Origin of the sequence: Vogesella mureinivorans (assembly GCF_007644035.1) — a bacterium.
Classification (GTDB): domain Bacteria; phylum Pseudomonadota; class Gammaproteobacteria; order Burkholderiales; family Chromobacteriaceae; genus Vogesella; species Vogesella mureinivorans.
Genome location: NZ_VMTV02000178.1, coordinates 184,226 through 200,811 on the forward strand (window position 1 = coordinate 184,226; position 16,586 = coordinate 200,811).

Here is a 16,586-nt window from a genome sequence, read left to right on the forward strand (position 1 = left end):
CGCCTTTCCATACGTCGATGATGGGCAGGCTGATATCAATGCTCGGGTTGGCATCCGGCGGCAGCAGGTTCAGGCCGCCAGCGTCGACCTTGATGCCTTCTATCGTCAGGCTGGCGGTAGGCTGGGTACCCACGCCGTAGGTGGAGTCGCTAAAGGTAATCGGGGTGAAGTAGTCCTTGATCAGGCTACGGCCCACCACGGTCATGGCGGCGGCGGTGGGCGCGGTAAACTTCAGCACCGCGTTTTGTTGCTCCACGCTGCCGTCCAGCTTGTACAAATCGCCCAGCGTGACAAAGGTGTGGCTGGCAAACGGCACGGTCGCCAGCGGCGGCACTTGCTTGCCTGCCCAGGCTGTCAGCGCGGCCTTGATGGCGGCGTTCACGTCGCCGGCCAGGTGGGCCAGCGAGGTATTGTTGGCCGCATCGGCAGCCAGTACGGTGACATCCAGCGCAATGGCTTTGCCGCCGTTTACCGCCGGGTCGGTCAGCGTCACACGCAGACCTACGTCCAGCGGCAGCTGGCCGGTAACGGGGTCGACAGCCAGCGCGCCCAGGGTTTTGCTCTGGCCGGCGGTGAGGGTAATGTCGGAACGCGAGCCCAGCAGGCTGTCGTTGCGGCTGCCGGCATCCAGCAGGTCGCTCACGTACACGCGGTCGCCGGCCTGGCCGGACGCGCCGTTCTGCATCTGCACGTTCACGCCGGCATCAATCGCGGCTTTCATCTGGTCCATGGTCATGGACACAAAACCCAGCTTGCCGGTGGCGCTGAAGTCTTCCACCCCGGCCACGATCTTGCCGCCCAGCAGGGTGTCCTGCAGGAACAGCGACACGCCGCGCGCCTTGTAGATCACGCCAGGCTGGATACCCAGCTGCTGTACCAGCGGGTCGGTATCCGCCACGCGGAAGCTCAGGGTACTGATGACCTGGCCCTGGGTAACAAACGCCAGCACCTTGCCCTGGCCCTGGGTCAGCACTTTTACCTTCAGCACCTGGCCCAGGTTGCTGATGGCCTGCCCGTTGGCCTGCACTTTGCCTTCCAGCGGGCCCAGTGTGGTGATGGCGTCCAGTGCGGCCTGGATATCGGCCGCCAGGTGTTCCGGTGTGGTGTTGTCGGCAAAGGCAGACTGGTTGATCGCCACGTTGATGGCGTTGTCTTCGCCGGTGGCGGTCATGCCGCCGGTGGCTTGGTCGTCGGCACCGTTGATGATCAGATCGAAGGTGCTACTGGCCGACAGCTTGCCATTGGCGGGCATGTCCACGGTGACGGCGGCCATTTTCTGGCTGCCGCTCAGGCCCAGCACATTGGCGGCGGCATTGATGCTGCGGGTCTGGCCATCCACGGTCACGCTGACGGCCTGGCCGGACAGCGTGACTTCCTGCAGGCCGGTGCCCGACACACCCAGCTGCAGCTGTTTCTTGCCCGCTACCTCTACCAGGCTAAAACGGGCGGCCTGGCCCAGCTTGCTGTAATTCACCACGGCCAGCTTGCCATTGGCCTTGACTGCGGTGGCATCCAGCACGGCGTTCAGGTCTGCCAGCAGGTCTTCCACGCTGTTGTTGTCGGCCTGGCGGGCGGCGTCCAGCGTCAGCGCGTAACGCTCGCCATCAATATCAATAGTGAATTTGGCATCAATGGCCGGGTTGGTGCTGGCGTTGTACGCTGCTGCCTGGTTGAACAGTACGCGGCCAACGTTGGCCACACCGGCGCTGGCATTGGCTTGCAGCTCGGCTTTGTTCACCGTGCCGCCTACTGCGCTGAAATTGTCCGGGCGGTTGAAGTCCAGGCCGATGGTGGTAACAAAGTCGATACCGGCATTCAGCACCAGGTTGCCCTTGGCGCTGAAATCCCCCACCGGTGCCAGATCAAAGCCGAAGTCCAGCGGTACCAGCTGCTGCGGCATGGCCGGGGTAAAGCGCAGGTCGAACATGAAGTCCATGGCCTGGGCGTCAAAGCGGGCTGTCACATTGAAGGTTTCACCTTTAGGCAACAGCTCGTTTACCGCGTCTTGCAGCACGGCGGCAAACTCTTCCAGGGTATTGAACTTCGGCCCGCTCTGCGTGCGCGCCTCCTGGCCCAGTACGTCCAGGCCCAGCAGGTCTACCCCGGCGTAGCCTTTGTCACCGGCAGCTTGTGCCGCGCTCTTGAGCTGGCTGCTGTTGAGCAGCAGCGTGGGCAGGTCTTCACCGGCCAGGCTGCCACCGTAAACGATATCAAAGGTATCCGGCAGGCCGGCCACGGCAGCCACGGTGACATCGGCACCGGCAATGGCTTTCGGCCCGGTCGAAAAGGCTTTGCGCAGGCCCAGCTCGATCAGCTTGGCCTGGCGGATAGCCAGCGCTTCTTCGGCGGTTTTGCCTTCTTTCAGTGCCGCGATGGCGGCATCGTCCAAGCCGGCTTTTTTCAGCTCGGTCTCTTGCTGCGCGGCGCTGGCGCCGTAGGCAAACGGCTCGTTCAGCGTGTAGTACTCGCTGCCCACACGCTGTGCAAAGCCGTAAGTGCCCCCTACCGCATTGCTGATGGTGAGGCGCTGCACTTCGTTTTTGGCCACGCTGGTGGCGGTAGCGGCCGCGCCCTGTTGCAGGCTGTAGGCCACCATTTGCGCGCCTGGCTTGGCGCGCAGGCTCTGATAGGTGGTGGTAAAGGCGGGCTGGTCGCCGGTGGCCAGCTTGCCGGCAAAGGTAATGTCAAACGCACGGGTGCCTTCGGGCACGCGGGTACCTACCGGCTCGTTCATCACCGATACGGCCACGCTCACGCTGCCGTCGATGCCGGCATTGGTGAAGGCGGTATTGATGCGCTCTTGCAGCTGGCTGGCGCTGATATCCACGGCCAGGCCGTTGATCTCTACTTTCTTGCCCGCCTTGTCGGTGAACTGCAGCTCGAACTGCGATGCAGCAGCCATGGCCGCATTCACAATGCGCAAGCGCTGCACCTCGGCCACCTGGGCGGTGCCAGGGGTGACCACATCGATAGACACACCAGCAGACGGACGAATGGCAAAGTACGCAAAATCGTCCACATTCACCGGCTTGAACTGCAGCTTGCCCCAGGTGATACCACCGGCTTTCAGCTGCGGCTCGATGGCGCTGACCTGCAGCATGGCCGCCGACACGGCTTTGGCTTTTACCTTTTCTACCGTGGTGTCCACGGTGCGGGTGAGCTCCACGCCGGCCACCACCTGGCCGGCCAGCTCGCCGGTGAAGGTAATCAGCCACTGGCCGTCCTGGCCGGCTACGCTGACATTGCCCGCCCCCACACCGTCCAGGCTAGCCAGCGCATCTTGCAGCGCGGCACGCACCTGCTCGTCATCGAAGCCGGTAATGGTCAGGGTCTTGCTGGCCGCGGTGCTGCCGGCCAGCTTCACGCTGAAGCTGGTGCTGCCGCTGGCGGCAGCTTGCAGGGCCAGCTCCTGCACCGGGCTGAATACCAGCTCGGGTACATCACGGCCGGACAGGCGGCCCTGGAAGCTGATGGTCCATTTTTGCGGGCTGCCGCTCACCACCACATTGCCGCTACCGATATCCGGCATGGCTTCCAGAATGGCTTGCAGTTCTTTGGCAGTGGCCAGCGCCGGGAAGGTGGCCGACAGCGCCCCCTCGCCCAGCTGCACGCGCATCAGGCCGCTGGCGGCGGCCAACACCACTTGCTGTACTTCGCTACGGAAGCGGCCTTCCTGTACCGAGGCCAGGGTCACGGTGGGGTTCACGGTATTGGCCAGGTTGCCCACCTGCAGCTCGGCCAGCGCCACACCCGCCAGGCTACCGCCAAAGCTCACTTTCCAGGCACCGCGCTCGGCCAGCGATACGCCCAGCTCTATGCCCTTGATATCGCCCAGCTTGGCACCGCCTGCGGCGGTAGCGGCCAACAGCTGGCTGCGGATATCGCCCGAGCCCATATTGCTGTTGAGCGTGCCGGTGGTGTAGGTCTTGCCATCGTGCGTAAACGACAGGGTAAAGCTGGCCGGCGTGGTGGCCGCCGCGCTCACGGCCACGGTTTGCACCTCGCCACGCTTGTTCACGCCCGGCTTGAACTCGATCAGCTCTACGCCGCGCACTTCCCCGGCCGGCACGTAGCTACCCGCTTTCAGGCCGCCAAAGTAGACGGTCATGTCCGGGATGTTCTGCTGGGCGTAGCTACCCTTGAAGGTAATCTTGAACTTGGGCGCCGAGCCGTAGTTGGTTTTCTTGCCGCTGGCGTCCAGCGGGTCTTTCTGCGGGAAGCTTACCTCCACATTACCCTTGCCCACGATGCCTTCCAGCGCTTGCTGGATCGCCAGCGCCTGGGCGTCTACCGCGTTGTTCAGGTAACGGATGGGGCCGGTCTTCTTGCCGTACAGCTCCAGCTCGAAGGTGCCGCGCTCATAGCCGGTAAAGGCCAGCACTTTGACCTCGCTCACCCCCACACTGTGCGACAGCGTCTCGCTCACCGCTGCGGTGGCATTCGGCGGGGCCACAAAGCCTACCGACATGGCGTTGACGCCGCCAACCTCCATGCTGGCTGCCAGCTGCGCCGGGGCAGTATCGGTGAAGGTGATACGGAAACCACTGCTGCGGTCGCCGCTTACCGTGATCTTGCTGGCATTGATATTGGTGGCGGTAGCGACCGCCTGCAGGATATCGTTTTGCAGCGCAGCAAGACTCTTGTCTGCCAGCAAAGAGAAGCCCGCGGCGACGCCCCCGTTGGTCGCCGCAAAGTTGACCTGGCCTTCGCGCATGCCCGGCTTGAACAGGAAGCTGCTGCTACCCGCTGTCACCACCAGGCCGGCCACGCTTTCCTTGGCCATGAAGGCCTTGCCGGCCAGGCTGCCGATAAACTCGATGCGGAAACCATCGGCGCGGCTGCCCGTCACTTTCAGGTTGGCCGCATGGGTGCCAAATACCGTGGCCACGCCGGCCTGCAGCTTGCTGGCGATGGTGGCGTCGCTATCGCCAGCGCCCAGCACGACGCTAGCCGTGGTGGCATTGCCCACGTTTTTCAGCGTGAGCGTGCCGTTGGCGGTGCCGATATCCAGCAACAGCACGGCGTTGTCGGCCTGGCCGCCCTGCTGTAGCTGGGTCACCTTGGCCGCATCGCCGTTAGCGCTTTGCTGGCTGCCCTGCGTGCTGCTATTGCTCTGGCCTTCGGTAACCCATACTGGCAGGCTGTTGTTCAGTTTCAGCGCGCCGTTCATTACCTCGGCCACTTTGCCGTTGATCAGCTCTGCCAGCTCGTTAATGCTCTTGAAGCCGGCCGTTTCTGCCGCCTTCACGGTCACGGTGTACTTGCTTGGCACCGTATCGCCCGGGCGTTGCAGCACCAGGTCAAACGCCACGTCGTCGGCCAGTACCGGCGAAATGGCTTTATTGGCAGTCAGGTCCATCGCGGTGATGCCCTGCAGGCGCTCGTTCAGCACCTTGGTCCAGCCGTAGCCAAAGTCGAATACATCGCCCAGGTCGGCGCCGCTGAACGGCACCTTGATGTCAAACAGGTCAGAATCGCGGAACTGGTTGAGGAAGTCGCCCACATTGGCCAGCAGCTGCACCATTTGCGCCGGCGTCATATTGGACAGGCTGGCCAGGTTGGTGAAGTTTTCCTTGCGGATAACCGGCTTGGCGGTCTTGATGTCTTCCAGCGCCAGCGGGGTGGCTTCGGTGCCCCACTCCACCACCACTTTCGGGTTGGCCCCGCCGGTCAGCTTGGTGAGGTCGCCACCAAACAGGTTGGCCTTGATCGGCAGGTCGGCCACGGCGTACACGTCGGCCTTGGCGTTGACGTGGTCGCCCAGCTTGCCCACATCGCCCAGCATCACGCGCTCGCCGTTACGGTCTGCATTGCCGGCCTGCGCCGACAGGCCCACATTGGCGTTGGCCTGGAACTGCATGGTGCCGTTGTCTATCTGGCCATCCAGCACACCCAGCGATACCCCTGCGTTGAAGTTCTGCATGCTGGCGCTGGCCTTGGCCGATATCTCGCGCGCCTGCATGAACAGCTTGCCGCTGGCGGCATTGGCCAGGGTGTCGAAGTTAAAGCCAAACGACAGGTCCAGTTTCACCTCGCCAGTCAGGTCGATATCGCCGCTGCCCTTCAATTTCAGGCCCAGGCTATCCAGGCCGGTGCCCAGGTTAAACGGCAGGCTGGTGGTTTTGCTCAGGTCCAGCTTCAGGTCCAGGCGCAGCTCTTTGCTGGCGCCCTCGCGCTGGGTACGCACCGTGGCGGTGCCGCCCGACAGCATGCTGCTGTTTACCGTCATGGCGTCCACATCCAGGCGAGCCAGCGTGCCGGCAAACGTTACCTGGTAGCGGCCATCCAGCTGCGCCACGTCCAGCAGCAGGCCATTCAGCGTATTTCCACCGCTGGTCTTGGCGGCCAACAAAGCGGCTTTTACCGCGTCGGCAGAGGCGTTATGCAGAATGGCTTCTGTACTGTAATCGTCGCCGTCGTGGCTGAAGATGAGCGTGAAGCTGCCGCCCGTTGCCCCGCCCAGGTCAACAATCTGCTGCTCGTTACTGCCCTGGAACTCCAGGCCGCCACCCACGGTAAACGGGCCGGTCTGCGTTTCGCCATACTGGTTAGGGAACAGCGACTGCAGGCCGCTGTAGTCACCACTAGCGGACAGATAGTCTTTCAGCAGGCTGATCAGACCACTGTAGGTGTGCGGGCCGGTCTTGTTGTAGTAGTCGTCCAGCACCGAGAACTTGGTGCCGTCCACCACGCGGCGGAAAGACAGCACGTCGCCCAGCTTGCGGCCATCTTCGCTCTGCATGATGCCGCCCAGGCTTTCACCGACAAACGGCAGCTGGCTGGACATGAAGCCCATGCCGTCCAGCGAGTCGCCCACGCTGGCCGCCTGCGCAAAGATGGCTTGCAGGTTTTCCTTGGCTTTCGCGCCGTCGATGCTGACATCAAAGAAATACTGCGGGGTCAGCTTGCCCTTGATGATGTCGGAGCGGATAGCCAGCGTCGGGTTGCCAAACATGCCCATATCCACGCCGCCCAGGCTGGCATCAAACACCAGATTGCCTTCCAGCGATGCCGCCGGGGTCACGGCAAACAGGCTGCCCACGGTCTTGCCCTGGCCGGACAGCGCCGCCAGGTCTTTCAGCGTAATGCGGCCTTTGCCGTCGCTATTGTCCGGGTCGGTTACCACCACCTTGGCGGCGGCTTTTACCGCAAAATCGCTATCCACCAGTTTGACCTGGGCCAGGTCGCCCAGCAGGCTGGCCTTGGCATCCAGGCCGTAAACATTCAGCGCCGCGCCTGCGTCAAAGCGGTTGATACGGAAATACAGGTCGGCGTTGGTCGGTACCGGCAGGTTCAGGCTGTTGTCACCGCTCTTGGTGCCTACCGCCAGGCCGGCTTCCAGGTCGGCGTGCAATACCAGGCGGCCAATGGCGCTACCGCTGGCGGTAAAGTTGGCAATCTTGGTGGCGGCGTCGCCGGCCAGGTTGGCCAGACCAAAGCTGAACTGCTGCTGCAGGCTGCGATCCAGGTTGATCTTCACGCCCAGGCCCAGGGTAATTTCGTTGCCTGTGGTATCAAACATCGGCAGCACGGCAAACTCGGGGCCGCTGACATCGCCGGCAAACACCCCGTCCAGCACCACGGCATCCATGTCCAGCGTCTTGAGCGCGTCGGCTACGCCGCTTACCCAGGCATCCGCCTTGTTGAACATGGCTTTGGATGCCGACTTGACCCAGCCCAGCAGGCCGGACAGGTCGATGCCGCGCAGGTTGGCGCCGTCAAAATTGAAACCTTTGAAAGCAGGCGTGGCAAAGCTGATGCCTTTGAGGTTGGCAAAAGACAGGTCCAGCTTGCTGAAATCAAAGGTGATGTCCGGCAGCTTGATACCCGACAGGTTCACCGACGGCAGCTTGAAGCCCTGGAACAGTTTGCCCAGCCAGTCGCTGGCATCTGCCGGCTGCGTCATGCCGGCCGAGGTCCAGTTGATGCTGTCGAACAAGCCGCGCAGGCCGCTCAGGTCCAGGCCACGGAAGTCGGCAAACGAGAAATTGATCTGCGGCAGGCTCAGGTCAAGGTTCAGCTTTTGCAGCTTCAGCTTCAGGCCGATCAGGAACTCGCCCACGTTCAGGGCGCCAGCAAAGCGCGCGCCGCTGAAGTCTGGCAGATGCACGCCGTCAAAACCCCAGCTACCCGGCAACTTGAAGCCGCTGAAATCGAAACCGCTGAAATCCACATCGCGGAAAATACCCGCCAGGCTTGGCCACTTGCCGGTAGTAAAGCTCAGGCCAGACCAGATACTGCCTGCCCAGTTGGTGTCAAAGTCCAGCACCAGTTCGCCAAACTTCAGCTTGCTCAGGTTGGCAAAGCTCAGATCAATGCCGGAGAGGTTCAGCTTGAGGCCGCTGAAGTCCAGGCCGGACAAATCCCAGCCGCGCAGCGACAACAGGCCGTTGGCACTGAAATTGAAATCCAGCGACGGCAGGTAGCCGCTGATACCGGTCAGCCAGCTTGGCAGCGAAAGGCCGCTGCCGCTGCTGTTGAAGAAGAAGCCGCTGCCGCCATCAAACTTGAACACGCTGGAGAAGTCGATGCTCGGCCAGGTCACGTCTACGGCAAACACGCCTTTCAGGTTGATGCTGCCGGCAAAAGTAACACCGCTGAAGTTCACCCCGCGCAGGTTCACGCCGGACCAGTCGAAGTTCTTGATGGTCAGGTTCTGGAACACCGAGAAGTCGATGAACGACAGGTCCCAGCCCTGCCAGTGGTAGCCCTGGCCATCCAGTGTGACACCACGCTTGCCCAGGTAGATCACGTTTTCAGACAGCTCGGTACCGAATACCGCTTTCACGGTGCGGTCTACCACCATGCCGTCCAGGAAGGTGTTGCCGTCGTAGCTGGCCCAGGCAAAGCTGGCGCCAATGGCCAGCGCGTTTTCCAGCCGCGCACCGGACAGGTCGGCACGCGCCAGGCTGGCATTGCGCAGGTTGCTGTCGCTCAGGTCGGCACCTTCCAGCAGCGCACCGCTGAGGTCGGCCCCGGACAGGTCTTTACCCACCAAATTGGCCGCGCTCAGGTTGGCATTGGCCATGTTCACGCCGCGCAGATCGACTGTCGTCCAGGTAATGCCCTGCAGGTCGGCACCGTCGAAATTGGCGCCGCGCAGCGATGTCTTGGCGTCAAAAATCGCGCCTTGCAGGTTCGCGCCGCTAAAGTTCACGCCATCCAGGTTCAGGCCGCTGAAATTGGCCCCGCTGAGGTTGGCGCCGCTAAAGTCGTAGCCGCGCAGGTGATTAGCGCTTTGCTTGCTGAAATCGTAATTGGCCAGGTCTTCACCAGACCAGTCGCGGCGGTTGGCATCCAGCGGCAGGCCGAACTTCTTGGCCAGCTCGCGTTTCAGGTGCTGCGTAGCCTCGCGCAGGGTGGGCCAGCCGGTTTTTTTGTTCGCTTCGGCGGTATCGCTGAAGGTGTATTTGGCAAAGAAGTCCTGCGCAGCCTGCTTCAGGGCAAATACCTTGATATCGACTGCGTCGGTGTCGTCGCTGTCAAAGCCCAGCAGCTCGTTGATGCTCTGGTCCAGGCCAGGCACTTTGCTGTTCAGCAAACCCACGCCCAGCACGTTCTGGTTGGCCGTGCTGTCTACCTTGTCCAGCACCTCCAGCAACTTGTCGCGCAGGGTGTCTGTCAGGCGCACGTCCAGCGTGGCGTCGGGGCGCTGCAGTACCAGCTTGCCGGTGGTGGCGTCGGGCTTGAACAGCACCGGGGCGTCCAGGTTGATCACCGGCAGGCCGAAATCATTCAGGTTGAAGCCCTGGCCTTTGGCATTCAGGGTAATGGCACCGGACAGGCTGGCGACGCTGTCGCTGTGGATCAGGCCAGCCAGGCCGCCTTGGGCGGCGGCGATTTCAGACAGGTACACGCGGCCTTTGCCATCGCGGTTGTCCGGGTCGTCCAGCACGGCTTTTACCGCGGCTTTCAGGCTGATATCGGCCTGTTCGATGCCCACGTCCAGCAAGCCCGCCACATTCAGCAGCGCCTGCAGGTTTTGCAGCTGCAGCTCGGCCTCGGCTTGCAGGCGGTTCACATTGATATAGGTTTGTATCTGGTCGGCGCTGGGCACGGTGAAGTTGGCCGCACCATTGCCTACGGTCTTACTACCCAGTACCACGCCCAGGTCGATATCGGCTGCGGCCTTGATATCGGCCAGCGCAGTGCCGGACAGGGCAAACTGCGGCAGCAGCTTGCGGGCAGCCTCGGGCAGGTCGCTGCTACCCAGCGCAAAGCCCATGGCCACCTGGCGGTTCAGGTTGATCTGGAAATTCAGCGCAATGCGGATCTCGGTACCGCTGGTATCCAGCGTGCCGCGGAAGTCGAAGAGCGGGCCGTCATACAGGTGGGCACTGGCTGGCGCCTCGGCCGCTTTTTGCACACCGGCCCATTTGGCCGCGCCCGCATACCAGCGGGTATCGCCATCGTACAAGGCACCTTTGGCGCTGGCGGGCGTGCCGCTTACCAGCAGCAGGTTGGCCGCACGCAGGTTGGCCAGGGACAAATCGGCGCCGGTCACGGTAGCCCCTTGCAGGTTGGCGCCCGCCAGGTTCAGACCGCTCAGGCTGATATTGGACAAGTTCAGGCCGGACAAATCGGCACCGGCGAACACGCCTTTGAGCGTGGCCGGCAGGCTGATTTGCGGGTCGCCGCTGGCAGCGGTAAGCGCCGCCAAACCGCGCAGGTCTGCCTGGCTGAAATCGGTTTTATCGCTTAGCGTGGCGCCCGCCAAGCTGGCACCGGCAAAGACGGTGCCGACCAGACGGGTGCCGGACAGGTCGACACCGTTAAAGTCGATACCGCTGAAATCGTAGCCGGACAGGTTCAGCCCGGCCAGCGAGGCACCCTGCTTGATCACCAGCGCACTGCCGCTGGCGGTGGTGGGCACGCTATCGGTTTTGGCAAACAGCGCACCGTCCAGCTTGGTGGCGCTGCTCAGCGTGGCGGTGGCCAGATCGGCTTTGGCCAGGTAAGCCGTGCTCAGGTCGGCACCTTCCAGGTTGGCCGCACCGAACTTCACGCCGTACAGGTTGGCCGCCACCAGCTTGGCGTTGGCCAGTTTGATACCGGACAGGTCCAGACCGCTGAAATTGAAACCGCTCAGGTCAAAACCGCTCAGGTCGGCGGCACCGGTAAGCGGGTCCAGGTCGATGGCGGTGCCGGTGGCACGCAGCAGCTCGGCCGGCAACACCCCGCTAAACAGCGCGTTGGCCAGGCTGGTGCTGGCCGATACCACGCTACCGGCAAAGCTGGCGCCGACCAGCGAGGCTTTGTCGAACACCGTGGTGCTGATATCTGCCAGCTCGAAGTTGGCCGCACGCAGGTCCAGGCCGCCCAGGTTCACGCCCTTCAGGCGCGCGCCGCTGAAATTCACCCCTTCCAGGCGTGCCGCACCGGCTTTGCCCGTGCTGCGGTCTACGCTGCCATCCGGCTTGCGGGTGGCAAACACGGCAAAGCTCAGGTTGGCCCCGGCAAAGGTGGCACCGGTAAGATCGGCACCACTGAAGTCGGCACCGGTAAGGTCGGCACCGTTAAAATTGAAGCCGCGCAGGTTCAGGCCGGCAAAGCTGACGTTGGCCAGGTTTTTGCCCGACCAGTCGCTCTGGCTGGCGTCGAAATCGATGGCTACTTTTTGCGACAGCGCCGTGTTCAGCGCATTCACCAGGCCCAGCAGCGTGGCATCGGCGGCATCGGCCGGCGGGGTGGCCGCCAGCTTGGTGCTGTTAAAGTAAGCGTTGGCCGCATCGCTCAGATTCAGCAAGCGGTTGAAGAAGCTGCTGCCGGGGTCGGCGCTCTTGCTGCCAAACAGCTCGGATAGACTCTTGCCGATGCCAGGCAGCTTGATGGACAGGAAATCCGGGTTAAACGCGCCGTCGCCTGCGGCTTTCAGCTTGTCCAGCACGTTCAGCAGCTGGGTTTTCTGGGTAGCAGACAGCAGCACGTCTACGCTCACCGACGGTGCCTGGTACACCACCAGGCCTTCGTCGCTGAGACGGAACAGCTGGTCGGTATCCAGCGTGATGTACGGCGTGCCAAAAATATCGGTAAAGCTCTTGCCATCGATAGTAGGCTGCACGTCCAGTTTTACGCCAAACGACGCATCCAGCTTGGTAGACGGCGTCAGCGTGGCCAGCTGTTTCCACCAGTCGGCCGGGTTGGCCGCTTTTAGCGCCGCCAGCTCGCTCCAGCGCAGCAGGCCCTCGCCAGACGGGCCATTCAGCGACATGCGCCCGCCCACGGCCAGCGCAAACTGGCCGTTGACCAGGCTAGCGCTACCCAGGTTGGCCAGGCTGATGCTGGCGGCCAGGTTGGCTACGCCCAGCGATGCGGCCGCGTCCAGGCGGTTCAGGCGGAAATACGGGTCGATCGACGCCGGCAGCGGGACGTTTACCACCCCGGCCACGTTTTTATCCAGCAGGCCGATACGCGCGCCAATGTCGAAATTCAGCGCAAACACCGCCCGGCCCAGCGCCGTACCGCTGACATCAAACACCGGCAGCATGCTGCTATTGGCCAGGTCGGCCGTGCTGAAATGGAAGTTGGCCTCGAAGCTGCGGTCCAGGTTGGCCTGCAGGTTCAGGCGCAGGTCCAGCGCGTTGCCGTTAAAGCTCAGGCCGCCCGAGAAGGCAAAGGCCGGGCCGCTGGCGCCGGTAGCCAGAATGTCTTCTACCACCAGCTTGTTCATGCTCTTGAGCAGGTCGGCGCTCAGCAGCGACGGCAGCTTGGTCAGCGCGTCGTAAAACGCCTGGGCCGCGCTCTTGATGGCGCCCACGACACCACTGAAATCCACCCCGGACAGCAAAGCGCCATCCAGTTTGAGGTCGGCCAGCGACACGTTGCGCAGGCTGGCAAACGACAGGTCTACGCCGCTGAAATCCAGGCCGGACAAGTTGGCGCCGCTAAAATTGACGCGCTTGAAGCCGGCAAACTTGAACGTAGTCAGCGCCGACAGGCCGGAAAAATCCACCCCGCTGAAATCGGCCCCGGTAAACAGGCGCTTCACGCTGGCAGACAGGCCGCTGAACAGGCCGGCCAGGTTGCTGGTGCCGGTAAAGCGGGCACCGGACAGGTCGACAACCAGGCTGTCAAAGCTGATGCCGCTAAAGCTCAGCCCGCTGAAATTCACGCCACGGAACTTGCCCAGCAGGGTGCTGATGCCGGACAGGTCGATACCACGCCAGTCGGCCCAGGAAAAATCGGTACTGATATCAAACGTGGCACCGCCCAGGCGCGCGCCCCCGAAATCCACACCACGGAACAGCGACCCCAGAAAGGACTTGCCGCTGAAATCCAGGCCGGACAAGTCCCAGCCACTGAAATTGAAACCGTTGAAGTTGCTGGTGGTGTGCCACAGCTTGAAGCTGCCTGTACCGCCAAGCGACAGGTTGATGTCGGTAATCAGGTTATCCAGCTTGGTCAGCGCGTCGGTCAGCACGCTGCCCCACTTCACCTGCCAGCCAAAGGCGCCGCTCAGGTCTACGCCGGACAGGTTGGCGCCGTCAAACGTTACGCCGCGCAGGTTGGCGCCGGCCAGCTTGAAGCCGGACAGGTTGACGCCGGAAAAGTCGATACCGGACAAGTCAAAGCGTGACCAGTCCAGCTTCAGCGCGGACAGGTCCAGCCCCCACTGCAGCTGTTTCCAGCCACTGTTGGCACCAAACAGGCTGCCCAGATTGATATCGCTGATCAGGTTGGTGACATCCGGCAGCTTAAGCTGCGGGAAGCGTACGCCCGCCCAGTTCACGCCAAAGGCCGCCGCGCCGGTGAAATTCACCCCGGCAATGCTGGCACCGGCAAAGTTCACCCCGCGCAGGTCCAGGCCGGCAAAGCTCACGCCGTCCAGCCAGGCACCGCTGAAATTCACGCCGCGCAGGGTGGCCAGGCTAAAGCTGGCGCCGTTCAGGCGGGCACCGCTAAAGTTGATACCGCTCAGGTCCAGGCCATCAAAACGCGCACCGCGCAGGTCGGCACCGCTAAAGTTCATGCCGCGCAGGAAATCCAGACTCAGGCCTTTGCCGCTGGCAAAAGCGGCAAAGTCGAAGCCGCTCAGGCTCTTGCCAGACCAGTTGAACTGGGTGGCATCAAAGGCTTTCTTGAAGGCATTGCTCAAGGTAGCCGACAGGCTGGCCACCAGGCCGCGGATGCTAGGCAGGCTGCCGCCGCTGAAACCGTCAAAATAGGTTTTGGCGGCGTCTTTCAGGTTGAATACGCCACCAATACCCGCGGCGGCTTTGTCGTTGCTGTCGTTCAGCAGCTGCGCCAGCGACTTGCCCACGCCGGGGATTTCCTGGTCGAACAGGCCAAACGGCAGCTTTTCGCCCAGCTCTTTGGCACCGCCGAGCATGTCCAGAATGGACTGCTGCAGCTCGGCACTCAGCGAGACATCCAGCGATACCGCCGGGCTGGTCACACTGATTTTCTCGCCGCTGGCGACGCGGAACAGCTCGTCGGTTTCCAGAATCAGCGTGGGGGTGCCGTAAGCCGACAGGTTGAAATTGCCCAGCGTGGCGTTCAGCGGCAGCGTGGCGTTAAGGCTGCCGGTGGCATTCACCGCAAAGCCGCTGGCGATGACCTCGCTCGTCAGCTTGGCCAGCGGCAGGCGGCCTTGTTCGTCGCAGAAGCCTTCGGCAAAACGCAGCTCGGCGCGGCAGCTCAGGTCGATGCTGCCATTGTTGACCGATACGGCGGCCGCCCCGCTCCCAAACACCTGGCGCGACAGGCCAACGGTGGCGCTGACATTGCGCGCGGCCAGGTCCAGCCCCACCACCAGCGGGGCCACGCGCAGGAAGGCGGCGTTGGCCAAAGTGCCATCCAGGCCAGTCAGGCCGGCCAGATTCAAGCCGATATCCACCTGGCCACGCAGGCCCAGTACGGCGTCCAGCTCGGACAGCGCGTCAATGGCAAAGCCGGCTGCGGCCAACTTCTGGCTGATGTCCTGCGACAGCACGGGGCTAACGGTCAGCGTGCGGCTGGCGTCAAATTGCAGGCTAAGGCGCAGCTCGCTCCAGTCGCCCGCCAGTAGCGCACTCACGGTAAACGGGCTACCGGCCACGCCGCTATTGATTTCGTCTTGCAAGGCGCTGGCCAGGCTACCCAGATTGGTGGCGGCGGCAATGGCGGCGGCGGCTTTATCAAAGCCCAGCACCTTATCCAGATTACCCAGCACGCCCGGCGTGGCGGACAGGGCGCTGCCCAACAGCTCGCCCAGGGTTTTGTCCAGCAGCGGTACTTTGTTTTGCAGCTGCGGCAGGTTCACCAGCTGGGCGGCAGCGGCATTCCATTTATCCATGGCCTGGCCCAGTGCCGACTGGGCCGAGGCACCCAGCGAGATATCCCCGCTGAACTGCTCGACCTTGTCCACGGTAAAGGTGTTGCCACCCATGCTGACGACAGTCTTGCCGCTGCCGTCTTTGCTCAGGCCTGCCAGGCCTTGCAGCTCTACACGGTCCTGCGCGTCCTGGCCGGCGGTGAGGCTGGCGATACGGCTGGCGTCTTCGATCACAAAGCGGTTAGTGCCCTGCCCGCCGATCAGGTGCAGGCCGGCACCGCCGGTAATGGTGAGGGTGCCCAGCCGCGTGGGGTCGGCATAGCGCACGGTGAGGCCGCTCTGGCTAGCCGTTACCACCAGGTCACCCGCGACCTGGCTCAGGTCTACCGTGTCGCCATTCTGTACGGTCAGGCTGCTATCCGGCAGGCCATTGGCCACCGGGTGGCTGGCCAGTACGCCCAGGTAGTCCAGCGTGCTCATGGCGAACAGCGGCTGTACTTGCAGCTGGCCGGTGGCCATTTCCAGCAGCCAGTCGGCGCCCTGTGCCAGGTTGCCGGTACGGTCGTCGGACGCGGCCACATCGGCACCCACGACGCGCGACAGGGCCTCGACAAACGCGGCACCCCGGCTGCCTTTGGCCACATCGCAGCCATACAGCAGCACGTCGGCACCACTGGCCAGCGCACTGCGCCAGCCCAGCAGCGTGTCGGCGCGTTCGGCCAGGTTCATGTCGTCCAGCACGCTGCTGCCCAGCTGCAGCGAGGCCTCGCTACCGTGGGAAATCACGTGTACGGCGCGTATGCCCTGGTACTGGCGCAGCCAGCCGCTCATTTGTTCCAGGCCGTCGCGGCTGGCGTCCAGCACCACCACTTCCAGCTGGCCCGGGGCGCGGCCTTCATCCGGGCGCGACACCACTTGCGCCAGCAGCTGCTCGTAGTCCTGCACGGCGGGGTCGACAAACACTACCTCGTTTACCGCCTGGCGCAGCGCGGCGTGCTGGCCGGCCAGGCTGCCGGCAAACTGGCCCAGCAGCAGGTCTTGCGGCACTACGATGGCTTCGTGGTTTTGCTGCTGCGGCGTAGGCGGCAGCACCAGACCATCAGCCGACAACAACAGCCTTGGCTCTACCTGCTCGACAAACAGGCTTGGCTGGCGGCCAACCTGGCGAGCCCGCCCACCCGAAGGGACTTTCAGCAAGGAACGAATCCACAGGGCGGGATTACGGCCAGTGTGCGGTTTTTTCTTCGGTTGACGGCTCATGTTGTGGCTCCAGCAAGTGCTGCAATGCCAGCCGGGTGAGGGCTGGCAGGTTTTTGTTTTTTATCGTTTTTAC

The 16,586-nt window shown here is 63.1% G+C and carries 1 protein-coding gene (cut by a window edge); it reads right to left on the reverse strand.

Annotation, left to right across the window (positions count from 1 at the left end):
• Positions 1–16,513, reverse strand: the 5' portion of a protein-coding gene (locus FLQ44_RS07060; RefSeq protein WP_147693783.1) for a VCBS domain-containing protein. It extends 12,800 nt beyond the left edge of the window; 16,513 of the gene's 29,313 nt are visible here — the first part of the coding sequence; it begins with the start codon at positions 16,511–16,513; the stop codon falls past the left edge of the window.
• Between the last annotated feature and the right edge of the window lie 73 nt (positions 16,514–16,586).